Below are 23,793 nucleotides of genomic sequence, written 5' to 3'. Positions count from 1 at the left end.
ATTCCTCGCGCTATTTCCGTACACATACCCATGTAGGAGCGAGCCTGCTCGCGAAAAACCCGAGAACGCCGCGGGGCATCTGCCAACCAGCGTTATCGTTAACGATCATCGCGAGCGAGCTCGCCCCTACAGTCGGTCAAAACAGGTTCATGTCCTATGAGCGATCTGGATCGCTATCTGCAAGCGGCGACTCGCGACAACACCCGCCGCAGCTATCGAGCCGCCATCGAACACTTCGAAGTCACATGGGGCGGTTTTCTGCCGGCAACCGGTGACAGCGTCGCACGCTACCTGGTGGCCCATGCCGGCGTGTTGTCGATCAATACGCTGAAACTGCGTTTGTCGGCCTTGGCGCAGTGGCACAACAGCCAGGGTTTTGCCGATCCCACCAAGGCGCCGGTGGTGCGCAAGGTGTTCAAGGGCATCCGCGCGCTGCACCCGGCCCAGGAAAAGCAAGCCGAACCCTTGCAGCTCCGGCATCTGGAGCAGGTGGTCAGTTGTCTGGAGCAAGAAGTGCAAACCGCCAGGGCCGAAGGCGACCGGCCGGGTTTGCTGCGGGCCAGGCGCGACATGGCGTTGATCCTGCTGGGCTTCTGGCGCGGCTTTCGTAGCGATGAGTTGTGCCGGCTGCAGGTTGAACACGTGCAGGCCAGCGCCGGTTCTGGCATCAGTCTCTATCTGCCGCGCAGCAAGAGTGATCGCGACAACCTCGGCAAGACGTATCAAACGCCGGCCTTGCAGCGTTTGTGTCCGGTGCAGGCTTATATCGACTGGGTTAGCGAGGCGGCACTGGTGCGTGGGCCGGTATTTCGTAGCATCGACCGCTGGGGGCATTTGGGTGAGGAGGGATTGCACGCCAATAGCGTGATTCCGTTATTGCGTCAGGCGCTGGAGCGCGCCGGCATTGCCGCCGAACTCTACACCAGCCACTCCTTGCGCCGCGGTTTTGCGACCTGGGCGCATCAAAGTGGCTGGGACTTGAAGTCGCTCATGAGTTACGTGGGCTGGAAGGACATGAAGTCGGCCATGCGTTACATCGAGGCCAGTCCGTTCCTCGGGATGGCGCGCATTACAGAAAGGCCGGTGGAGTCCTAGATACCGTTTTCTTCTATTAATACGGTCGGCTAATAGCGAAAGCCAATCAGCAGCATGAGGTTTGCCAATGAGCCTTCTGTCCGACGAGTGGGTAAAGTTCTCTCCATCAACTTCTTAACCCCCTGACGGAGAGTCAACGATGCCTATCATCAACAGCCAAGTTAAACCGTTCAAAGCTGACGCATTCAAAAATGGCGACTTCGTAAAAGTCTCGGACGCTGACCTGAAAGGCAAGTGGTCGGTGGTTTTCTTCTACCCGGCAGACTTCACCTTCGTATGCCCGACCGAACTGGAAGACCTGGCTGACAACTACGACGCATTCCAGAAACTGGGCGTCGAGATCTACAGCGTTTCCACCGATACCCACTTTGCCCACGCTGCCTGGCACAACACTTCGCCAGCCATCGGCAAAATCCAGTACACCATGATCGGCGACCCGACCCACGCCATCTCCCGCAACTTCGACGTGCTGATCGAAGAAGCTGGCCTGGCTGACCGTGGCACCTTCGTGATCAACCCTGAAGGCCAGATCAAGATCGTTGAACTGAACGATGGCGGTGTAGGCCGTGACGCTTCCGAGCTGCTGCGCAAAATCAAGGCTGCCCAGTACGTCGCTGCTCACCCGGGCCAGGTTTGCCCGGCCAAGTGGAAAGAAGGCGAGGCCACTCTGGCTCCGTCCCTGGACCTGGTCGGCAAGATCTAAGTCTGTGATCGCACCATCGGGGCGGAACTCCGCGCCTACTCAGTAAGCTGCACCGCCCAATAAAAACGCCCGGGCGAGATTCGCTCGGGTGTTTTTTTATGTCTGCTCTAAATGAATCAGCAAAAAGGAAATCGCCCGTATGTTGGACGCCAATCTTAAAGCCCAGTTGAAATCGTACCTGGAACGGGTCACTCAGCCGATCGAGATCGTTGCATCCCTCGACGACGGTGCGAAATCCCAGGAAATGCTCGAACTGCTGAAAGACGTTGCCAGTCTTTCCACTCAGATTACCTTGCTCGACAACGGTGATGATGCACGCAAGCCATCGTTTTCGATCAATCGCCCCGGGGCCGATATCAGCCTGCGTTTCGCCGGCATCCCGATGGGCCATGAATTCACGTCCTTGGTGCTGGCCTTGCTGCAAGTCGGCGGTCACCCGTCCAAAGCCAGCGCCGAAGTGATCGAACAGATCCGCTCGCTCAAGGGCGAGTTCAACTTCGAGACCTACTTCTCGCTGTCGTGCCAGAACTGCCCGGACGTGGTCCAGGCGCTGAACCTGATGGCGGTACTGAATCCGAACATCCGCCACGTCGCCATTGACGGTGCGCTGTTCCAGGCCGAGGTCGACGATCGTCAGATTATGGCCGTGCCAAGCATTTACCTGAACGGTGTGAATTTCGGCCAGGGCCGCATGGGGCTGGAAGAAATTCTCGCCAAGATCGACACCAGCGGCATCGAACGCCAGGCCGAGAAAATCAGCGCCAAGGAAGCCTTTGATGTGCTGGTGGTTGGCGGTGGCCCGGCCGGTGCTTCGGCGGCAATCTATGCGGCCCGCAAAGGCATTCGCACCGGTGTCGCGGCCGAACGTTTTGGTGGTCAGGTGCTGGACACCATGGCCATCGAGAACTTCATCTCGGTGCAGGAAACCGAAGGCCCGAAGCTGGCCGTGGCCCTGGAAGAGCACGTCAAGCAGTACGATGTGGACATCATGAACCTGCAGCGTGCCGACAAATTGGTCCCTGGAAAAAACGGCGAGCTGCACCAGATTCATTTCGCCAGCGGCGCATCGCTCAAAGCCAAAACCGTGATTCTGGCCACCGGTGCGCGCTGGAGAGAGATGAGCGTGCCGGGCGAGCAGGAATACCGCAACAAAGGCGTTGCGTACTGCCCGCACTGCGATGGCCCGCTGTTCAAGGGCAAGCGTGTGGCGGTGATTGGTGGCGGCAACTCCGGCGTCGAGGCGGCCATCGACCTGGCCGGTATCGTGTCCCATGTCACGTTGCTGGAGTTCGATGTGCAGTTACGTGCCGATGCGGTATTGCAGCGCAAGTTGCACAGCCTGCCCAACGTCACCGTGATCACCAGTGCACAAACCACTGAAGTCACCGGCGACGGTCAGAAGGTCAACGGCCTGCGCTACAAGGATCGTCAGAGCGACGAGTTGCGCAGCGTGGAACTGGAAGGGATCTTCGTGCAGATCGGTCTGCTGCCGAACACCGATTGGCTCAAAGGCACCATTGAGTTGTCGCCCCGTGGCGAGATCATCGTCGACGCTCGCGGTGAAACTTCGGTGCCGGGTGTGTTCGCTGCCGGCGACGTGACCACTGTGCCATACAAGCAGATCGTGATCGCGGTGGGCGAGGGTGCCAAAGCTTCTCTCAGCGCTTTCGATCACCTGATCCGCACTTCAGCGCCGGCATAAAGCCCGGCGCTGAAAACGCAAAACCTGTAGGAGCGAGCTCGCTCGCGATGAATCTGAGAACGCTGCGGGGCACCTGCCATCCAGCGTTATCGTTGACGACCATCGCGAGCAAGCTCGCTCCTACAGGGGGGGGCATCGGCCGCCGGCGCTGAAAACGCAAAACCCCATGATTGATCATGGGGTTTTGTGTTGTAAGCACATCAAGAAAAGCGGGATTTGTGCTGCGCTTACAGTGGCGCAGGCTGGATGATCTCGACCCAGTAGGCGTCCGGGTCCTTGATGAACGCCAGGCTCTTCATGCGACCATCGCTCAAGCGTTTCTGGAAGTCGCAGCCCAGTGCTTCAAAGCGCTCGCAAGCGGCGACGATATCCGGTACCGAGATGCAGATGTGGCCGAAACCGCGCGGGTCGGTATTGCCATTGTGGTAGGCGAAATCCGGATCGTTCTCTGTGCCATGGTTGTGGGTCAGTTCCAGAATGCCGGGGATCGATTTCATCCACTCGGTGCGCGCGGCGGCATCGGCCGGGATCTGTTTTTTGTCGATCAGCGCCAGGAAGTACAGGCTGAACTCGGCTTCCGGGAAGTCGCGTTTTTCCACCAGTGTAAAACCCAGAACGCGTGTGTAGAAGTCCAGGGACTTGGTGATGTCCTTGACCCGCAGCATGGTGTGGTTGAAGACGAATTTCTGCGTAGCGGCGTCTGGTTGGGCGGTGACGCCAGGGAAGGTATTCAGTTCGTGCAGGCTCATGGGCCCTCCGGGAAACATGTGGGCTATCGAATGGCGACAATGATACGCAAGGGTCGGGACATCACCAAACCCAAACGGTCGGCTATTGCCTGACAGCCGGCCTGGGCCCAGACTTTACGGCTTGATCCGTGAGTGTCCATTGCAATGATTCGATCCCGTAAACTGCAGTTCATTCTGCTAGGTGTGCTTTCGGTGGCCGGCGCTGCTCGTGCCGATGCGCCCGTAATGACCTGGCCCCAAGGCTGGCAGATGGAGGCCGTGCCTGAATCGCCCTCGGGGGGCAGTCGCCAGCGTGCGGTGAAAAATGATCAGAATGGATCGCCGCTCATGGTGATGGAGCTGACCATGAGCCCGGTGCAAGGCGATCATCAGGTAAACCTCGAAGGCGTGTTGCTGGAGATGCGCAAGTCAGTACAAAAAGACTTCTTTCAGGGCGGGTATCAAAGTGTCTGTACGCGAATTCATTCGACTACGTTGAGTCGATTGGCCGCGCTGGAAACAACCTGCACCGTCACGCAAAACGGCAGGCACGTGCTTTCCCAAACATTGGTGGCCGCGGTGGATGCCGATAAGGCTTATGTTCTTTCCTACGCAGGGCAGGCCGAGGCTTATAAGGCGAGTCAGGAAGAAATAGAAGCCGCCCGTAACAGCTTGAAACTTTAGTTGGCGACAGTGCTTTTTCGATGCATGAAGAAAATTTTAGATATCCAAATGGATTAAGCACAAAGTAGTTGGCAGTCAGGTAATTGTCCGGTGCCCGCCCCGGGCATTTAGATAGCCCATGAAAAAGCCCTGCTTAGGCAGGGCTTTTTTGTCACCGCGAGAGTTAGCCGCGCAACCAGGAGTCAACGGTGGCTGCACCGTACTGTTCTTTCCAGGCTTTCAGGCCGCGGTGGTTGCCGCCCTTGGTTTCAATCAGCTCGCCGGTGTGCGGGTTCTGATAAACCTTGACCACACGGGCGCGGCGGGTTTTAGGCGCTGCTGCATGCTGCAGGCCGGATTTTGCCGGGTTGGGATCGAGAATGGCGATGATGTCGCGCAGGCTCTTGCCATAGGTTTTCATCAAGCCCTGGAGCTTCTCTTCGAATTCGATTTCTTTCTTGAGCCCGGCATCGTTCTTCAGGGATTCCAACTGCTTGAGCTGTTCTTGAAGGGCCTTTTCGGCTGCACGAAATTCAGCGAGTCTGGACAATATCTTTACTCCAATAGTGTGTTTGGCTGATACCAACCGCAAACAAAGCTATAAGCCAAGAGCCTTGAAGCGACTCGGTGATAGTGGCTCACCTGCAAATCCAGTGCAGGCATGAAAAATTGTAGTAGTTAATTGGCCAAGAGTAAATCCTGTCTTTTTTTTCATGTAACGTCAGTAGTGTTTTGATTCAAATTTGTGCGTGTAAGCATTGTTTTATCGATTAAATTCGCGAGTTAATGGTCGCTTAATGCACTAATGAATTCCGCGCCGGGCATGGGTTTGCCGAACAGATAACCTTGCAGGAAGTTGACCTGATGAACGCTCAGGTAATCACTCTGCTCACGGGTCTCGACACCTTCGGCCACCAGGGCAAGGTCGAGTTTGACTGCCAGTTCGATGATGCTGTCGAGGATGTGGCTCGAGAGTGTGTCGATACCGATCATGGCGACAAAACTCTGGTCGATTTTCAGGAAGTCCACATTGAACTGCCGCAGGTAGCCAAGGCTCGAGTGACCCGTGCCAAAATCGTCAATGGCGATTTTCACGCCCAGTTCGCGAAGTTGCTCGAACAGTTGCAGGGTGATAGCCGTGGGCTCGATCAGTTCGCGCTCGGTCAGTTCCAGCACCAGATGGATCGAGCCCGGTTCGAACGCATCGAGAAACTCGCGACAATCCTTGACCAGTTCCAGGTTCTGGCAATGGCTGGCGGTGATGTTGATGCCAATGTGAAAGGGTTTGTTGAATCTGGCGGATTGCGGGGCGAGCAGGGCAGCGGTTTGCCGCATCAGCGAGCGGGTCATCGGCACGATCAGTCCGCAGTGCTCGGCAAACGGGATGAACAGATCCGGACGCACCAGGCCTTCCTTCGGATGTTTCCAGCGCATCAGCACTTCAGCGCCGGACCAGCTTTTGCTGTCGCCATGCACCACGGGCTGGAAATAGGGAATGAACTCTACGGCTTCCAGTGCCCGTTGCATTTCCTGGGTGGGTGCCGATGAGCGCTTTTGCAGGAAATGACCGATTGACCCGGCAATCACACCGAAGAAAATCAGCAGGCTGAACAGCGGCGGATACTCGCTGCTCATGTATCGCCAGGTTTCGCCTTCGGGGAAACCGGCTTGCACGGCAAATGCATAGCGCTCGGAGGTCAAACGGCTCTGGGCAATGGGCATTTCAGGCGCGGCACCAGTGTGAACCTTGTCATCGACGGACATCCAGTCCGGGCCAACCTGCAGCAACAGCAAGGTCTTGCGACCGATCAGGCGTAGAATGTTGCTCAAGTGATAACCATCGAGGGTCGTCAGCGCGCCTTTTTTCCCATCGCTCAGCCGGTACACCAGCAAGGCGGTGTCGGGTGTCACCAGGTTGCCATGCATGAGCCACAAGGCGCCCTGGGTGTAGTCACCGGGGTTGACCTTCTCCTGGTAGTCGCCGAACAAAGAGCTGCAATAGAGGTTGTTGTCCCACACCAGACTGGTCGAGCGCACGAATGGGCGGCGAGTGACCTGCTCGCGCAGAGCCAGGTTGACGTCACCACAACTTTGGCCAGACAGCGGCAGCAGTTCGCGAGCGGCCTGGGAGTTGTTGTCGAGCATCAAGTCGAACTGGCGAATCGCTTCTTCGGCGGTTTGTTCGCTGTCCTGTTTGAGCGCACGCCCTGCTTGCATGTAAAGAATGGCGGTCCCCAGCAACACCGGGAGCAATCCACTGATCAGGGTGACAGCAATTCTTGTACCGCGACTGCGGGTTTTGGCTTTCAGTGGCATTCGCGAATCCTGTCACGAAAAAGTAGGGCTCTCAAACGCTGGCAGGGCAATACGCCTCCCATGAAGCGTTCGGGTATGGGCCATGATAGTTGGCCCCTGGCGGTTATGCCGCTCAATGGAAGTCAAGGCTTTCGGCCAGTTCGATAAAGGCCCGCGTCGCGGGTGATGCCTGGCGTCGATCGAGTACCGCCAGGCCGACCTGGCGCAGCACCGCCGGCGACAGCGGTTTTTTCACGCAGCGGCTGTCAATTGGATTGGGCAATGAACCTTCGGCAACCACCGTCACCCCGTCGCTACGCGCGACAACATCCAGGGTGCTCATCAACTGCGAGCAGCGATAACGGATGTTGGGCGTCAGTCGGGCCGCGGTGAACAGGCGTGAAACCAGCTCCGAAGAGCCGGCCTCGGTCAGCACAAACGGCGCGTGACACAGGTCCTTCAGGTCCAGGCTGTCGTATGCCGCCAGCGGGTGGCCAGCGGGCAGCAGCGCGACCATCTGGTCTTCGATCAGCGCGACCGTGTCGAAACGCTCCTCGGGTAACACCACAAAGCCGATGTCGATCCGTCGTTCCTCCAGCCACTGGATTACCTGGCGGTCGGGGCCTTCGTCGATATGCACCTCGATGCCGGGATGGGCTGCGCGGTACTGCTGCAGAATCAACGGCAGCAACTTGACCGATGAGGTCGGGCCGAAGGAGCCGATGCGCAGCGTGCCGCGTTTCATGCCCCTCGCATCGGCCGCCTCCTGGCGCAGGGTGTTGGCCAGGCCCAGCATCGCTCGGGCACGCAGCAACAACTGTTGGCCAATGTCGCTTGGCTCGACCAGGGATTGATGCCGGCGCAACAACTCGACACCCAATTCCAGCTCCAGGGACTTCAAGGCATGGGACACCGCCGATTGGGAAATACCGAGGCGATTGGCCGCTGCCGTGAAGCTGTGGAGTTCGGCCACGAGGGAGAAAATTTCCAGTTGAGTGAGGGTCATGAGTATTTACTCATTTTACAATGACTGTGTATTAGTCGAATGATACGTCATCTTCCCGACATCCGGCCCTGGAATCTTATGACGATCTGCGAGCAAACCCTGTCAAAACCCTCGGATCTGCCGGTGTATCTAAAGCTGGCGGCGGTCACCATGGTGTGGGGTGGCACCTTCGTTGCCGGACGCTATCTGGCCGGCAGCCTCAGTCCGCTGCTGGCTGCCAGCCTGCGCTTCCTGATGGCCAGCGTGGCATTGCTGCTGTTTGTACGCCTGGCGCGGGTACCGCTGGTCCGGCCCAACGCCCGGCAGTGGCTGCAATTGTCATTGCTTGGCTTTTTCGGGATCTTTTTTTACAACCTGTGCTTCTTTTATGGCTTGCATTACATCAACGCCTCACGGGCATCCTTGATCGTGGCACTGAACCCGGCCGTGATCGGCCTGGCTTCCTGGCTGCTGTTCAAGGAGCGCTTGAACCGGGCGAAAGTGGTCGGCATTGCGATCTGCATCGCCGGCGCGAGCCTGGTGATCGTCAGTCGCAATCCGCAATTGTTGGCCGGTGGTGCCGATGCCTGGCTCGGCGATCTGCTGATTTTCGGCTGTGTCCTCGGCTGGGGTATCTACTCGCTGTGCTCCAAAGAACTGAACCAGACCCTGGGGCCGGTGCAAACGGTGACGTATTCGATTCTGCTGGGCACCGCCATGCTCTGGATGACCTGCATCGTCCGTGGTGAGGTGAGTGTTGTCGCGATCGCCCACCTGGGTGCGCAGCAATGGTTGAGTCTTTTGTACCTGGGCGTACTGGGATCGGCACTGGCGTACATTGGCTATTACGACGGCATTCGCAAAATCGGTGCGACGCGTTCCGGGGTGTTCATTGCCCTGAACCCGTTGACGGCGGTGATCCTTGGCGCGCTGCTGCTGGATGAGCCGCTGACGCTGGCCATGTGCCTGGGTGGCGGGCTGATACTGGCGGGGATTTTTCTCTGCAATAAACCCCTTGCGTGGGCAAGGAAAAAGGGGATTTGATACAGAAGGCGGACAAACCGATTTACGCTGTGTAGAATCAGGTTACGCATAGAATAATAATCGTCTTCTGGCAGCAGAAGCCTCGCCCGCAAGAGCCTTGGGTCGATAATGAAGATATTCGGGTTTCAACTGATCTACGGTGATTTTCTCGCCCGCAGTGTGCGGGGCATCTCCTGTGCGCCACCCACTGGTCTCAGCATTGTTTACAACTAACCTTTGTTAATTGATAAAAAAATGATGAGGCGCCAACCATGGCAGATTTATACGAAAACCCAATGGGCCTGATGGGCTTTGAATTCATCGAGCTCGCATCGCCGACCCCCAATACCCTGGAGCCGATCTTCGAGATCATGGGCTTCACCAAGGTGGCGACCCACCGCTCCAAGGACGTGCACCTGTACCGCCAGGGCGCGATCAACCTGATCCTCAACAATGAACCCCACAGCGTGGCCTCGTACTTCGCGGCCGAGCACGGTCCGTCGGTGTGTGGCATGGCGTTTCGCGTCAAGGATTCGCAAAAAGCCTACAAGCGCGCCCTGGAACTCGGCGCCCAGCCGATCCACATTGAAACCGGCCCGATGGAACTGAACCTGCCGGCGATCAAAGGTATCGGTGGTGCGCCGCTGTACCTGATCGACCGTTTCGGTGAAGGCAACTCGATCTATGACATCGACTTCGTGTTCCTCGAAGGCGTTGACCGCCACCCGGTCGGTGCTGGCCTGAAGATCATCGATCACCTGACCCACAATGTGTATCGCGGTCGCATGGCCTACTGGGCCAACTTCTACGAGAAGCTGTTCAATTTCCGCGAAATCCGCTACTTCGACATCAAGGGCGAGTACACCGGCCTGACCTCCAAGGCCATGACCGCACCCGATGGCATGATCCGCATTCCGTTGAACGAAGAGTCGTCCAAGGGCGCCGGGCAGATCGAAGAGTTCCTGATGCAGTTCAACGGCGAGGGCATCCAGCACGTTGCTTTCCTGTCCGATGACCTGATCAAAACCTGGGACCATCTGAAAAGCATCGGCATGCGCTTCATGACCGCGCCGCCGGACACCTACTATGAAATGCTCGAAGGCCGTTTGCCTAATCACGGCGAGCCGGTGGGCGAACTGCAGGCACGGGGCATCCTGCTGGATGGTTCCTCCGAGTCGGGCGACAAGCGCCTGCTGTTGCAGATCTTCTCGGAAACCCTGATGGGGCCGGTGTTCTTCGAGTTCATCCAGCGCAAGGGCGACGATGGTTTCGGCGAAGGCAACTTCAAGGCACTGTTCGAATCGATCGAGCGTGACCAGGTTCGTCGTGGTGTTCTCTCCACCGACTAAGCCGTTGACGCGGTAAAAAACTGTGGGAGCGGGCTTGCTCGCGAAGACGGAGTGCCAGTCGCCATTAATGCTGACTGATACACCGCTTTCGCGAGCAAGCCCGCTCCCACATTTGTTTTGCGTTTGCTTAAGGTCTGCGTTGCCGGACCAGATGCTTGAACCCTTCAAACACCAGCACCAGCACGGCCATCCAGATCGGGATGTAGGTCAGCCATTCGCCGGCCTTGATGCTCTCTCCCAACAACAGCGCCACACCCAGCAGCAACACCGGTTCGACGTAGCTCAACAAGCCGAACAGGCTGAACGGCAACAGGCGACTGGCAATGATGTAGACCACCAGCGCTGACGCACTGATCACGCCCAGCATCGGGATCAGCAGCGACAACCATGGATGCTGGTCAAACACTGCGAAACCTTGCGCACCGCTCTGAACGAACCAGAGCGCCACCGGCAGCGTCAACGCCATGTCCAGCCACAAGCCGCCGAGATTGTCCGCGGCCAGCCGTTTGCGCAGCACGAAGTAGGTTGGATAACCCACGCAGACCAGCAAGGTCGCCCAGGAAAAACCACCGACCTGATACACCTCGTTGATCACGCCGAGGCAGGCGAACACCACGGCGACTTTTTGCAGATAGGACAAGCGTTCGCCATAGGCGATACGCCCGGTCAGGACCATGGTCAGCGGCAGCAGGAAATAACCGAGAGACACATCCAGGCTGTAGCCGTTCAGCGGCGCCCACATGAACAACCACAATTGCACGCCGAGCAGGGCGGACGAGGCGATCAGCGCGCCCATCAGCTTCGGATTGGCAATGACGCGCCGAACGATCTCCAGCACGCGCTTCCATTCCCCGGACAACACCATGAACACGGTCATGCACGGCACGGTCAGCAGCATGCGCCAACCGAAGATTTCCACACCGTTCAAGGGGGTGAGCAGCGATGTGTAGTAATACATGACGGCAAACAGCACCGAGGCTGAAACCGAAAGAGCGATACCTTTAGACAAGCTGTCCTCGCGAGGTCGAACGTGAAACGGGGTGCGGAGGATACGTGGTTTTTGTGGTGAATACCGACCAACTGATCAATATTTGCAACATCCACCCTGTAGGAGCGAGCTTGCTCGCGATGAACGACCAGACACCGCGGGCATGCAGGCTCCCCCGCGTTATCGTTGACCACCATCGCGAGCAAGCTCGCTCCTACAATGGTTTATGTTTCTTCAGTTAAGCGGTCTGCGGCCGGAGACAAAATGGCTCACATCATTGAACCCCGGTGTCGACGCATGCCCCGGCGTTACCAGCGAATCGATGAACGCCTCGTCTTCGGACGTAATCTCCACCGCCTGCGCCTTAGTGTAGGCATCCCACTGCGCTTCGGTACGCGGCCCGACAATGGCTGAGGTAACGGCGCTGTTGTTAAGCACCCAGGCAATCGCGAACTCGACGATGCCTACGCCGCGTTCCTGAGTGTATTGCTGGATTTGCTGGGCGATGCGCAGGGACTCGACGCGCCATTCGGTTTCAAGGATGCGTTTGTCTGCCCGTCCGGCGCGGCTGTTGGCATCCGGTTTCACGTCCGGCGCGTATTTGCCGCTGAGCACCCCGCGCGCCAGCGGGCTGTAGGGCACCACGCCGAGACCGTAGCTTTGCGCAGCCGTGATCTGCTCGGTTTCAGCCTGGCGGTTGACGATGTTGTACAGCGGCTGGCTGATCACCGGGCGGTCAACGCCCAGTTTGTCGGCCACGCGGATGACTTCGGCGATGCGCCAGCCACGGTAGTTCGACAGGCCCCAATAACGGACCTTGCCCTGGCGAATCAGATCGCCGATGGCCGACACCGTGACATCCAGCGGCGTATTGTGGTCTTCGCGGTGCAGGTAATAAATGTCGAGGTAGTCGGTGCCCAGGCGCGTCAGGCTGGCATCGATGCCGTTGAAGATGTGCTTGCGGCTCAGGCCGCTGCGGTTGGGGACGCCGTCCACGGGACCGAAGCCGACCTTGGTCGCCAGCACCCACTCATGGCGACGGCTGGCGATGGCCTCACCGACGATCTCCTCGGAACGGCCATTGGTGTAGACGTCGGCGGTGTCAATGAAGTTGATGCCCTGGTCCCAGGCCTTGTCGATGATCCGCAGGGAATCTTCGGTGCTGGTCTGTTCGCCAAACATCATGGTACCCAGGGTCAGGGTGGAAACCTGCAGGCCCGATTGACCCAGTGTGCGATAGCTCATGAGCAAATCCTTTTACCAGTGGGAAAGGCTCAATCAGATACCAGAACCATCCCATGGGGCAAATCGAAATATCGAACACGCCGGGATCAAACTGTGGGAGATTCTATGGTTGAGGTAAAGGCCTCAACTGACTTTTGCTTGGTATTCGCTCTGCCCCTTGAGCAGGGCGAATACGACCCGAGCAAGCTTGCGGGCCAGCATGACCAGTGCCTGAGTGGTGCTGAAGCCTCGAGCTCTTTGTTCTTCGTAAAACCTTTCCAGGCTGCCGTACGGCTGGCCGACATGGCCGCAGTTGTGCAGAAGCCGGCGGGCCTCTGGATCACCACGTTTAGTCAAACTCCGGCGGCCGTCTTTTTTGCCCTGATTTCAACACCCGCAAATCCATTCCCAGAAAGGCGACGAAGGCATCCGCGTTTCGGAAGTCACCGCGCTGAAATGCCGTGATCAAGCGGGCTCCGGTCAAAAACCAATGCCTTCAACTTTCAGGCAGCGCTTCAACTGAGCGAGTAAACCGGCTTCTTTGAGCTGATCGTTGATCGTCTTCTCGATCAGCGTCTCAAGCTGCTGCATGGACTTTCACCTGTTCGGCAAAAGCGGTCTTGAGCAGCGGCTCATTGGCCCAGCTTTGCACCAGACCGACCCGTGCCTGACCAGAGCGGCGCGGCGGCGGAAAAGGCTCAAGAGCTGGCGGTACAGCGGTGACGGCGGGGTCCACGGGTGAAGCTCTTCGTGCTCTGTCTTCAGATAGCGAGCAAGCAGCTTGGCATCCAGTGCATCGGTTTTGGCACGGATCTTCACGCCTTCGCGGTAATGTTTGAGCTCGTAGCCTCCCACCATGTAAATCATGCAGCCAGCTTCGTAGGCCAGATCCGCAAACTCAAGTGGTAGATATTGGTGGCTTCACTGGCAATGGCCACCGTGCTCGGCAAGGCCTTCAACCACTTATTGATGGCGGTTTTGTTGTTGGGAATTGGTTCGAGCAGGTCCAGTTCGGCGTGATAGATCACCAGCTCATGCTGGCTGACATCCACGCCCACGATCGGTTTTTGAGGCAGGGACCGGCATTGCCATAGGATTTCCTCCGGATATGGTTTTAAGCACTTGAAGGGCTCACCCAGGGGCGCAGGCTTGTTCCTATCGTCGGTCTAGGCCAGATGCATTCTTTATCGGCGCTTGGGTGAAAGGAGGAGGGGCGAACTCTCCCACAGTCTGTACTGCGTCAACAGTCAGAATCGAGCCTTGTCCCTCCTCCCCCCTTCAAGTCCTACCATACAAGCGAGCTTGGTCCGGGCGGCGATCCGACGATAGCGGTTTTACATTCAACATCTGTGTTGACTGACAGTCCGTCATCGCGAGCAAGCTCGCTCCCACAGGGATTTGTGTTGATCAGGCGCGCAGGGTCCGGGTCATGCGCAACGCCAGCAAACTCCCGCACACAATCACACCCGCCAGCAGATACAACGCCGCATCCGTGGAGCCAGTGCTGTCTTTGACCCAACCCACCAGGTACGGGCTGAGGAAGCCGGCCATTTGCCCCATCGAGTTGATCAGCGCCAGGCCACCGGCGGCCGCGCCCGCACTGAGCAGGGCGGTCGGCACCGGCCAGAACATCGGCAGGCCGGTGAGGGCGCCCATGGTGGCGATGGTCAGGCCGAGAATCGCCATGGCCGGGTTGGCGGCGAAGTTCACCGCGATCAGCAGCCCCAGCGCGCCCATCAACATCGGCACCACCAATGCCAGCGGCGCTCTTGCGCAGGTCCGCCGAGCGGCCGACAAACAACATGAACAGCGCTGCCAGCAGGTACGGAATCGCACTGAGCCAGCCGATCACCAGGTTATCGCTGAAGCCCAGGTTCTGATGATCGATGGCAACCAGAAATTGATCGCATAGACGCCACTCTGGATACAGAAGTAGATCAGGCCGAAGGCCCAGATCGCCGGGTTCTTGAACACTGCCAGCAGCGAATCGGTGGTGGTTTTCGGTTTGTTGGCCAGGTCTTCAGCGTGGTCGGCTTCCAGCACCGAACGCTCGAATGGGGTCAGCCATTTCGCATTGGCGTAACTGTCGCTGAGCAGGAAATAAGCCAGCGTACCGAGGATCACGGTCGGAATGCCTTGCAGCAGGAACATCCACTGCCAGCCCGCCAAACCACCCTGGCCCGCGGCGAAGTGGTTGAGGATCCAGCCGGAGAACGGACTGCCGAGCAGGCCGGAAACCGGGATCGCCGACATGAACAGCGCCATGATGCGGCCACGGCGGAAGGTCGGGAACCACTGCGAGAGGTACAGCACCACACCCGGGAAGAACCCGGCTTCGGCCGCGCCGGTGAACAGGCGCAAGGTGTAGAACTCGGTCGGCGTGGTGACGAACAGCAGGCAGGTCGACAGTGTGCCCCAGGCGATCATCATCAGCGCGATCCAGCGGCGCGGGCCGAATCTGGTCAGGGCAAGGTTGCTTGGTACACCGCACAGCACGTATCCGATAAAGAAGATGCCGGCACCGAGGCCGTACACGGTTTCGCTGAACTTCAGCGCGTCGAGCATCTGCAACTTGGCGAAGCCGACGTTGACCCGGTCGAGGTAGTTGAACAGGTAGCAGATGAAAATGAAGGGAATCAAACGCAGGGTAATGCGCTTGTAGACGGCGTTTTTGTCGTCAGCGATGGCGTCGGACGCTACGGCGCTCTGTGTCATGGCGGCTCTCTCTTTATTATGATTTTTTGCGATGCAAAGGGTAACGTTGATCGCCCTGAGAGTCTCGACCACCCTCAGGGTGGCTGTCTTTGTGCCTGAGCACAGGGTTTGCCACCAAGGCCTGTGCGGGTGAACAACCCGTTCCATCACCGTCTTCAAGGATCATTTGCATGTTCGAACTCGATCACGACCTGGCCCAGGACATCGTCGACCGGGCGATGGCCATTCTGCCGTACAACGTTAACGTCATGGACAGCCAGGGCTTGATCCTGGGCAGTGGTGAACCGGAGCGGGTCAACACCCGGCATGAAGGCGCGCAACTGGTGCTGGCCAACGGTCGCGTGGTGGAGATCGATGCGCAGACAGCGATTCATCTCAAGGGTGTGCAGCCGGGCATCAACCTGCCGCTGATGCTCGATCAGCGCCTGATCGGCGTGCTGGGCATCACCGGCGAGCCCGAGCAGCTGCGCACCTACGCCGAACTGGTGCGCATGACCGCCGAGATGCTGGTGGGCCAGCGCAACCAGCAGGCCGAGCAACAATGGCGGCGCCAACGTTGCGATGACTTGCTGGCGCTGCTGCTGAGCGAAGCCGGGGACTCTCCACGACTGGTCGATGAAGCACAGCAGTTGGGCCTCAAGCCACAAATGACCCGGGTACCGTACTTGTTCGAACTGGGCCTGGAACACGCACCGGGGCAAACCGTCGAGGCATTGAGTGCCTGGTTGACGACCCGTCATCCCGACAGTTGGTGCGTGAGCTCGGCCAAAACCTCATTGCTCTGGTGCCGGCCGGCCGGCCAGTCGGTCGAGAACGAGCGCTTGCTGGATAAACTCGACGGCCTGGGCTGGAACATCCTGCGTATCGCCGTGGGTGGGCAGGCCGACGGGTTGGCGGGGTTGCGTCGCTGCTATCGTCGGGTTGGTGACTTGCTGGCCTACGGGCGCGAGGTATTGCCGCACTCCCGGTTGTTGACGCTGAACCGCTATCGGCTGCCGGTGATGCTCTGGCGCCATCGCAACGACGACGCCCTCGACGAATTGCTCAACCCGCTGCGCAAGGTCATTGCCAAGGACAGCAACGGTCAGTTGCTGGCGACCCTGCGCAGCTGGTGTGAACACGACGGCCAGAGCCAGGCTTGCGCCGATGCGCTGGGGATTCATCGCAACAGCCTGCGTTATCGCATGGAGCGGATTGCCGAGCTGAGCGGGGTTGATCCACTGCGACTGGACGGCATGCTCGCCCTCTACCTTGGCGTGCAACTGCTACCCCAGACCGACACAAGTCCATGACACACAATTCTCCTGTGGGAGCGAGCCCGCTCGCGAAGAGGCCACCACATCCAGCATCAGTGCTGACTGACACACCGCTTTCGCGAGCAGGCTCGCTCCCACAAGGGATTGTGTGAATCCCCCGGTCTTTGTGGAAATGAACAATAATCCTCATCGCCGCTTGTGCAGCGGACCGGCGTTATTGTTCATGGCGGCTGGCAGCATGTGGACATTGGAACTGGAGAATTCCCATGAAAATCGTGATCGCCCCCGATTCGTTCAAGGACAGCCTCAGCGCTCAAGGCGTGGCCGACGCCATTGCATTGGGATTGGCACAGGTCTGGCCTGATGCCCAACTGATCAAATGCCCAATGGCCGACGGCGGGGAAGGGACTGTCGAGTCGATTCTTGCCGCGTGCGAAGGCGAACTGCGCCGCACTGTTGTTCGCGGGCCGTTGGGGACCACAGTGGATGCCGCCTGGGGCTGGTTGCCGCAGAGCCACACCGCGATCATCGAAATGGCCGAGGCCAGCGGTTTGCAGTTGGTCCCGGTGGCTCAACGGGATGCGTGCATCAGCAGTACCTTCGGTACCGGGCAATTGATCCGGGCCGCGCTGGATGTCGGTGCACAACGGGTGATCCTGGCGATTGGCGGCAGTGCGACCAATGACGGCGGCGCCGGCGCCATGCAGGCCCTGGGTGTGAAATTGCTGGACGCACAGGGCCAGACGCTGTCACCGGGCGGTCTGGCCCTTGCGCAATTGGCCCGCGTCGACCTGAGCGACCTTGATCCGCGTCTGACGCAGGTACGCTTCGACATCGCCGCTGACGTCAACAACCCGTTGTGCGGCCTCCACGGAGCTTCGGCGATTTTCGGCCCGCAAAAAGGCGCCTCGCCCGCGCAGGTCGAGCAACTGGACCAGGCGCTGGGGCACTTTGCCGACCATTGCGCGATAGTTTTGAACAACGATGTCCGCAACGAACCAGGCAGCGGCGCGGCGGGTGGCCTGGGGTTTGCCGCCAAAGCGTTCCTGGGGGCGCAGTTTACGGCCGGGGTCGAAGTGGTTGCCGAACTGGTGGGCCTGGCCGAGGCGGTTGCAGGCGCCGATCTGGTGATCACCGGTGAAGGGCGTTTCGATGCGCAAACCCTGCGCGGCAAGACGCCATTTGGTGTGGCACGTGTCGCCAGGCAGCACGACGTGCCGGTCATCGTCATTGCCGGCACGCTGGGCGACGGTTATCAGGCGCTCTATGAACATGGCATCGACGCTGCGTTTGCCCTGGCAAGCGGGCCGATGACCCTGGAGCAAGCTTGTGCCGAAGCGCCGCGCTTGCTGCGTGAGCGGGCAACTGACATTGCTCGCGTCTGGCGGATGGCCGTTCGCTGAAGCTGAGGGCTTTTGGCCCTGGATTTGAACGCCATGGTGGCGCGTTTCATGATTTGAGATAGGGTTGAGGCTTGGAGCACCCGCGCGACAGGAGACAGACATGCGCTATTCAGCCTTGACCCAACGAATCGCCGGTGACGGAGCGGCGGCCTGGCAGATTCATGATCGAGCGCTGCAATTGCGCGAACAGGGCGTCGACGTCCTGCTGTTGTCAATTGGCGACCCGGACTTCGATACGCCGCAACCCATCGTCCAGGCCGCCATCGCCAGTCTGTTGGCCGGTGAAACGCACTATCCTGCGGTGCGCGGCAGTCGAGGGCTGCGCGATAGCATCGCTCGCCGGCATCGGCAACGCAGTGGTCAGGTGGTGGATGCCGAACATGTGATCGTCTTTCCGGGGGCGCAGTGCGCGGTGTATTCGGTGGCGCAATGTCTGCTCGATCCGGGCGATGAAGTGATTGTCGCCGAGCCGATGTACGTGACCTATGAAGGCGTGATCGGCGCTTGTGCGGCCACAGTGGTTCCCGTGCCCGTGCGCCCGCAGAACGGGTTTCGCGTCGACCCGGCGGATGTTGCGGCACGGATCACGCCGAAAACACGGGCCATCCTGCTCAACAGTCCGAACAATCCATCCGGCGCCAGTTTGCCACTGGCCGCCTGGCAAGATCTGGCGGCGCTGTGCATTCGTCATGATTTGTGGCTGATCAGTGACGAGGTCTACAGCGACCTGCTGTACGAGGGCGAGCACATCAGTCCGGCGAGTCTGCCGGGCATGGCCGAACGGACGGCGACGATCAATAGCCTGTCCAAGTCCCACGCCATGAGCGGCTGGCGGGTGGGCTGGGTGGTCGGGCCCAAACCCATGGCCGGGCACCTGGTCAATTTGTCGCTCAGTATGTTGTTCGGCATTCCCGATTTCGTGCAGAACGCCGCGCAGTTGGCGCTGGACCGTGACCTGCCGGAAGTGGCCTCGATGCGCGAAGAGTATCGCCAGCGTCGTGACCTGGTGTGTGCAAGCCTGGGCCAATGTCAGGGCCTCAGGCCGATTCGCCCGGATGGCGGTATGTTCGTGATGGTCGATGTCCGCCAGACCGGGTTGTCGGCCCAGCGCTTCGCCGAGCGACTGCTGGAAGACTATGGTGTGTCGGTGCTGGCCGGTGAAGCGTTCGGGCCGAGTGCGGCGGGGCATATCCGCATCGGGTTGGTGGTTGACCGGCCGAAACTGGCAGATGCGTGTCGGCGGATCGTACGCTGTGCGACGGATTTGCTGGAGGCGCGGCGTGCCTGAAAGGTTGTGGTGGTCTGAGCCGGCCTCTTCGCGAGCAAGCCCGCTCCCACATTGATCTGTGTCGAACACAAAACCAATGTGGGAGCGGGCTTGCTCGCGAAGGCTACCTGAAAGACGCCGAATACCTCAGGCCTTCCACGCCCCAACATTCACCAGATTCACCGGTCGCTCACCCGCCAGCGCCGCCAACAGGTTGTCCACCGCGCATCTGGCCATGGCCTCCCGTGTTTCATGGGTAGCCGAGCCGATGTGCGGTGTCGCCACCACGTTGTTCAACTGCAACAACGGCGAGTCCGGACTCAAAGGCTCGCGTTCGAATACATCCAGCCCCGCCGCGCGAATCCGGCCCGCACGCAAGGCTTCAATCAGCGCGGCTTCGTCCACCACTTTGCCCCGGGAAATATTGATGAAGATGGTCTCGGGACGCATCAGGGCGAACTGTTCTGCGCCGATCAGCCCTTTGGTTTCAGCGGTGAGCGGCAACGTCAGGCAAACGAAATCGGCCTGTTGCAACAGCTCCGGCAGGCTTCGATAGTGCGCATTGAACCGCTGTTCCACCGCCGGTTTCGGTGACTGGCTGTGGTAAATCACCGGCATACCGAAACCGAAATGCCCGCGCTGGGCCAGTGCCTCGCCAATGCGACCCATGCCAATGATGCCCAGGGTTTTACCGTGCACGTCGCTGCCGAAATGCGCGGGGCCGATGTTGCGGATCCACTTGCCTTCGCGAATCATGTTGGCCAATTCCACTACGCGCCGGGCCGTTGCCAGGATCAGCGCGAAACCCGTGTCAGCGGTGGTTTCTGTCAATACATCCGGTGTGTTGCTGAGCAAGATGCGCCGCTCGGTCAGGTAGTCGATGTCGTAGTTATCGACACCCACCGAGACGCTGGCAATGGCTTCAAGGTTGGGTGCCAGATCGAGCAGTTCGGCATCCAGTTTCAGGCTGGCACCCAGCAAACCCTGGGCACCGGGCGGGGTATCGCGCAGTTTGGCCAGGCCCTTGGCATCAAGGTTTTCGATCAGCGTCACTTCGGCCTGCTCGTGGAGGCGAGCCATCAGCAGCGGCGAGAGTTTCTTGTACAGGACGACCTGCTTTTTCATCTTTGAGATCTCAGCTTCAATTCAGGAATGTGCCGTGGCAGTGCGCGTTACCGTGGCCGTGGGCCGCTCCCGATCGCTGGCGCCGGGCTTGAGGAAAAGGGTCAGCAGCACCGAGAACATCAGCGCGCCGCTCATCAAAAGGTACGAAGCGCCGGGCGAGCCGGTGGAGCTGTTCAGGTAACCGACCAGATACGAACCGCCAAACGAACCGAGGGCGCCCATGCTGTTGATCAGCGCCATGGCGCCGCCCGCGACGTTGGCCGGGAGGATCTCCGGAATGATCGCGAAGAACGGTCCGTAAGGCGCGTACATGCAGGCGCCGGCAATCACCAGCAGGGTGTAGGACCACCAGAAGTGTTCGGCACCCAGGGCGTAGGAACCATAGAAGGCAATCGAGGCAATCAGCAGTGGCGGCCAGACGAAACGTTTACGTTTTTGCAACTTGTCCGAACCCCAGGACACCAGCAGCATACCGATCACCGCCGCCAGGTACGGCAGCGCCGACAGCCAGCCGGCCTGGACCATGTCCATCTGCGCGCCGGCCTTGAGGATCGACGGCAGCCACAACACGAAGCCGTACACGCCAATGCTCCAGCAGAAAAACTGCAGGGCCAGGATGATCACTTTGGGCGAGCGGAACGCTTCGGCGTAGTTCTTCACGGCCTTGATGCCCACCTGTTCAGCGGCCAGTGCGCTTTCCAGGTCCTGCTTTTCCTGATCGTTGAGCCACTTGGCTTGTGACGGACGATCATCGGCCAGGCGCCACCAGATGAATGCCCACAACACCGCTGGCAAACCTTCGACGATGAACATCCAGCGCCAGCTGTAGTGCTGCACCAGATAGCCCGAGACCACCGACATCCAAAGCATGGTCACCGGGTTGCCGAGGATCAGGAAAGTGTTGGCCCGCGAGCGTTCGGCACGGGTGAACCAGTGGCACAGGTAGATCAGCATCGCCGGCATCACTGCCGCTTCGACCACGCCGAGCATGAAGCGGATGACGATCAGCCAATAGGCATTGGAGACAATCCCGGTTAACGTCGCCAGGCTGCCCCAGAGGATCAGACTGACGAAAATCAGCTTCTTCACACTGTGTTTCTGCGCGTAGATCGCGCCGGGTACCTGGAAGAAAAAGTAGCCGAGGAAGAACAGCGCGCCGAGCATCGACGACAGGCCTGGTGTAATCATCAGGTCCGCCGCCATGCCGGACGCGGCGGCGAACCCATAGTTGGCGCGATCGAGATACGCCAGGCTATAGGTGATGAACACGATGGGCATGATGTACCACCAGCGGCGGGTGGCGAGCGTTGCGGTTTTCATGGTGGTGCTCCTGAGCTTGTTGTTTTTGTCGCAGCAGGTAACGGTTCTGAATATTCAGTGACTGTGCCGGCCTATTCGCGAGCAAGCCCGCTCCCACAGGGGATTTGTGTCGGACCTAGATCCAATGTGGGAGCGGCGGTGCGGCGACCCGACTTGCTCGCGAAGACGGCCTCGAATTCAATGGACATTTCGGATCTGCTGGGCAACCCCTCCATATCCCCCCGGCTCTGCACCGCACGGCTGCCAATCCAGTTGGCGCGTTTCACGGCGTCGGCGATGCTGTGGTTTTCCAGCAGCGCGCTGATCATGCCGACGGCAAACCCGTCACCGGCGCCCACGGTGTCGACCACCGTCTCCACGGGCACGCCCGCCACGAAGCCTTCATCCAGCTGCGTGCGGTAATACGCCCCGTGTGGGCCAAGCTTGATCGCCACGGCTTCGGCGCCTTGGTCGAGGTAGAAGGCGGCGATGTCGGCCGGGTCCTCGAAACCGGTGAGCAAGCGACCTTCGCTCAATCCCGGCAGCACCCAGTGGGCGAGGGCAGCGAGGCGGTTGATCTCAGTGATCATTTGTCGCTCGCTGGCCCACAGGCTCGGGCGCAGGTTCGGGTCGAAGGACACACTGCGCCCGGCCTCGCGCATGCGGGTCATCAATTCGAACGACATCTGCCGTGCCGACTCCGACAGTGCCGGGGGAATGCCGGTGGCGTGCAGGTGTCGGGCCTTGAGCAATTCGGGCACGATCGAGTGCGGCGACAGGTGACTGGCCGCCGAGCCACGGCGGAAGTACTCGACCACCGGATCGCTGCCATCGTCGGTGCGGGACTTGAGTTGAAAACCGGTCGGGTGGGCGGTGTCGATGTCGACGTGGCGGCAATCCAGGCCTTCTTTTTCCAGGGTGTCGACCACGAACCGACCCAACGAATCGGCACCGACACGGCTCAGCCATGCCACGTTGAAGCCCAGCCGGGACAGGCCAATGGCGACGTTGCTGTCAGCCCCGGCAATGCGTTTGTGGAAAGCGCCGACGCTGGCCAGATCACCCGCCTGCTCGGCGACGAACATCGCCATGGTTTCGCCGAAAGAAAGAATATCGATCTCAGACATGAGCACTCTCCAGCTGCGATTGGCCGAGGTGGGCGAGGGCCGCGACGTGCTCGGTGGTCAGTTGCACCAGGTCATCACCTTGCAGCGGATACTCCGCGGCCCGCATGACGCCCTGGGCCATGTGCCGCAGCAGGTGTTCCCACTGTTGCAGATCACTGACGGCGGGCGGGATGGCGACCAGTTTGCCGTCGGTACGGCGCGTGACTGCTTTGCAGTGCACATAACCGACATGGCGACCGAGCAACCGCGCGGCGCTGGCGGCGGACTGGTCCTGCCAGTGCCAATTGCCGATATCGAAGGTCATTTCGATCGGCAGCTTGTGCTGCTCGACGTCCGCGAAAAAACGCTGGAAGGGTTCGATGCGGCCGCCGTGCAGGGTCTGGTCGTTTTCCACCAGCAACTGCACGGCGCTTTCGCCCAGCACACGGGCAAGGGTTTGCAGATCGCAGTTGTCGGTGAAATAGCCCAACGACACTTTCAGCCATTTGGCGCCGAACGCCTGGGCGCGTTGCAGGGCGATAATCAGTTCGGGGTTGGGCAAGGATTGCCCGGCCAGCCATAGCTCCAGGGGCGACGAATACACACTCTCCAGGCCTTCTGCTTGAGTGGCATCGGCCAGTTGAGCGGGGTCCTCGGTGGTCAGCAATTCTTCGCGCCACTCAATACGCGTGGCACCGGCGGCGGCCAGTATTTCGATGAAGCTGCCCTGGCCGCGTTGACGCACGAGGTCGGCACCGTAGCTGGAAAGGCTGATGGAAACGGCTGGTTTGCTCATTGTTGTTTTACCTCTGAAACCGGTTTCATTTTTGTTCAAAAAAATAGGTGGTGATCTTTCGGGCCTCTTCG

At 59.5% G+C, this 23,793-nt stretch carries 19 protein-coding genes and 2 pseudogenes; 9 read left to right on the top strand and 12 right to left on the bottom strand.

Annotation, left to right across the window (positions count from 1 at the left end; translation table 11 throughout):
• Positions 1–156 precede the first annotated feature (156 nt).
• The 3 genes from RS887_RS22560 (at position 157) to ahpF (ending at position 3,500) form a co-directional block, all read left to right on the top strand.
• A complete protein-coding gene (locus tag RS887_RS22560; RefSeq protein ID WP_322617100.1) occupies positions 157–1,095 on the top strand; it encodes a site-specific integrase in 939 nt (312 codons plus the stop codon).
• A 139-nt stretch (positions 1,096–1,234) separates the two neighbouring features.
• Positions 1,235–1,798, top strand: coding sequence for an alkyl hydroperoxide reductase subunit C (gene ahpC / locus RS887_RS22555; protein ID WP_007975937.1), 564 nt, complete (start codon positions 1,235–1,237; stop codon positions 1,796–1,798).
• Between the two features lie 139 nt (positions 1,799–1,937).
• Entirely contained in the window at positions 1,938–3,500 is a 1,563-nt protein-coding gene (ahpF, locus tag RS887_RS22550; RefSeq protein ID WP_322617099.1) for an alkyl hydroperoxide reductase subunit F, read from the top strand.
• A gap of 227 nt (positions 3,501–3,727) precedes the next feature.
• On the opposite strand, the gene gloA is transcribed toward ahpF, so the two are convergent.
• Complete coding sequence (gloA, locus tag RS887_RS22540; RefSeq protein WP_322617098.1) at positions 3,728–4,249, bottom strand: lactoylglutathione lyase; 522 nt, start codon at positions 4,247–4,249, stop codon at positions 3,728–3,730.
• A 144-nt stretch (positions 4,250–4,393) separates the two neighbouring features.
• Between gloA and RS887_RS22535 the strand changes: the two genes are divergently transcribed.
• Entirely contained in the window at positions 4,394–4,912 is a 519-nt protein-coding gene (locus tag RS887_RS22535) for a DUF4946 domain-containing protein (protein WP_322617097.1), read from the top strand.
• A 163-nt stretch (positions 4,913–5,075) separates the two neighbouring features.
• Here RS887_RS22535 and RS887_RS22530 read toward each other — a convergent pair whose 3' ends face one another.
• From RS887_RS22530 to RS887_RS22520, 3 genes are all read right to left on the bottom strand, one after another.
• Positions 5,076–5,441, bottom strand: a complete 366-nt coding sequence (locus RS887_RS22530; protein WP_322617096.1) for a histone-like nucleoid-structuring protein, MvaT/MvaU family — start codon at positions 5,439–5,441, stop codon at positions 5,076–5,078.
• A 233-nt stretch (positions 5,442–5,674) separates the two neighbouring features.
• Positions 5,675–7,207: an EAL domain-containing protein gene (locus RS887_RS22525; RefSeq protein WP_322617095.1), complete on the bottom strand. Its 1,533-nt coding sequence runs from the start codon at positions 7,205–7,207 to the stop codon at positions 5,675–5,677.
• Between the two features lie 112 nt (positions 7,208–7,319).
• A complete protein-coding gene (locus RS887_RS22520; protein ID WP_322617094.1) occupies positions 7,320–8,192 on the bottom strand; it encodes a LysR family transcriptional regulator in 873 nt (290 codons plus the stop codon).
• 78 nt (positions 8,193–8,270) lie between these two features.
• On the opposite strand from RS887_RS22520, the gene RS887_RS22515 reads away from it, so the two are divergent.
• Positions 8,271–9,215, top strand: a complete 945-nt coding sequence (locus RS887_RS22515) for a DMT family transporter (protein ID WP_322617093.1) — start codon at positions 8,271–8,273, stop codon at positions 9,213–9,215.
• Between the two features lie 251 nt (positions 9,216–9,466).
• Positions 9,467–10,543 (top strand): 4-hydroxyphenylpyruvate dioxygenase, encoded by a 1,077-nt coding sequence (gene hppD / locus RS887_RS22510; protein WP_008020954.1) that lies wholly within the window; start codon positions 9,467–9,469, stop codon positions 10,541–10,543.
• A 127-nt stretch (positions 10,544–10,670) separates the two neighbouring features.
• On the opposite strand, the gene rarD is transcribed toward hppD, so the two are convergent.
• The 4 genes and pseudogenes from rarD to RS887_RS22490 form a co-directional block, all read right to left on the bottom strand.
• The gene (gene rarD, locus RS887_RS22505; protein WP_322617092.1) at positions 10,671–11,552 is read right to left on the bottom strand and encodes an EamA family transporter RarD; all 882 of its coding nucleotides are present in this window, start codon (positions 11,550–11,552) and stop codon (positions 10,671–10,673) included.
• Positions 11,553–11,765: 213 nt separating this feature from the next.
• A complete protein-coding gene (locus tag RS887_RS22500; protein WP_322617091.1) occupies positions 11,766–12,776 on the bottom strand; it encodes an aldo/keto reductase in 1,011 nt (336 codons plus the stop codon).
• A gap of 123 nt (positions 12,777–12,899) precedes the next feature.
• Positions 12,900–13,847, bottom strand: a pseudogene (locus RS887_RS22495) (IS110 family transposase).
• A 315-nt stretch (positions 13,848–14,162) separates the two neighbouring features.
• Positions 14,163–15,470: pseudogene (locus RS887_RS22490) on the bottom strand (MFS transporter).
• Between the two features lie 170 nt (positions 15,471–15,640).
• On the opposite strand from RS887_RS22490, the gene RS887_RS22485 reads away from it, so the two are divergent.
• The 3 genes from RS887_RS22485 (at position 15,641) to RS887_RS22475 (ending at position 19,417) form a co-directional block, all read left to right on the top strand.
• A complete protein-coding gene (locus tag RS887_RS22485; protein ID WP_322617090.1) occupies positions 15,641–16,762 on the top strand; it encodes a sugar diacid recognition domain-containing protein in 1,122 nt (373 codons plus the stop codon).
• A 230-nt stretch (positions 16,763–16,992) separates the two neighbouring features.
• The gene (locus RS887_RS22480; RefSeq protein WP_322617089.1) at positions 16,993–18,129 is read left to right on the top strand and encodes a glycerate kinase; all 1,137 of its coding nucleotides are present in this window, start codon (positions 16,993–16,995) and stop codon (positions 18,127–18,129) included.
• Positions 18,130–18,229: 100 nt separating this feature from the next.
• The gene (locus tag RS887_RS22475; RefSeq protein WP_322617088.1) at positions 18,230–19,417 is read left to right on the top strand and encodes a pyridoxal phosphate-dependent aminotransferase; all 1,188 of its coding nucleotides are present in this window, start codon (positions 18,230–18,232) and stop codon (positions 19,415–19,417) included.
• Positions 19,418–19,543: 126 nt separating this feature from the next.
• On the opposite strand, the gene RS887_RS22470 is transcribed toward RS887_RS22475, so the two are convergent.
• The 4 genes from RS887_RS22470 to RS887_RS22455 all read right to left on the bottom strand — a co-directional run bounded on the left by RS887_RS22470 (position 19,544) and on the right by RS887_RS22455 (position 23,722).
• A complete protein-coding gene (locus RS887_RS22470) occupies positions 19,544–20,521 on the bottom strand; it encodes a D-glycerate dehydrogenase (RefSeq protein ID WP_322617087.1) in 978 nt (325 codons plus the stop codon).
• 21 nt (positions 20,522–20,542) lie between these two features.
• Positions 20,543–21,841, bottom strand: coding sequence for an MFS transporter (locus tag RS887_RS22465; RefSeq protein WP_322617086.1), 1,299 nt, complete (start codon positions 21,839–21,841; stop codon positions 20,543–20,545).
• Between the two features lie 71 nt (positions 21,842–21,912).
• Complete coding sequence (locus RS887_RS22460; protein ID WP_322617085.1) at positions 21,913–22,947, bottom strand: sugar kinase; 1,035 nt, start codon at positions 22,945–22,947, stop codon at positions 21,913–21,915.
• A complete protein-coding gene (locus RS887_RS22455; RefSeq protein ID WP_322617084.1) occupies positions 22,940–23,722 on the bottom strand; it encodes a sugar phosphate isomerase/epimerase family protein in 783 nt (260 codons plus the stop codon). The genes RS887_RS22460 and RS887_RS22455 overlap by 8 nt, the downstream gene beginning before the upstream one ends.
• Between the last annotated feature and the right edge of the window lie 71 nt (positions 23,723–23,793).

This window comes from Pseudomonas sp. BIC9C, assembly GCF_034541995.1.
Classification (GTDB): domain Bacteria; phylum Pseudomonadota; class Gammaproteobacteria; order Pseudomonadales; family Pseudomonadaceae; genus Aquipseudomonas; species Aquipseudomonas fluorescens_CC.
This window is presented reverse-complemented; position numbering and strand designations above follow the sequence as displayed.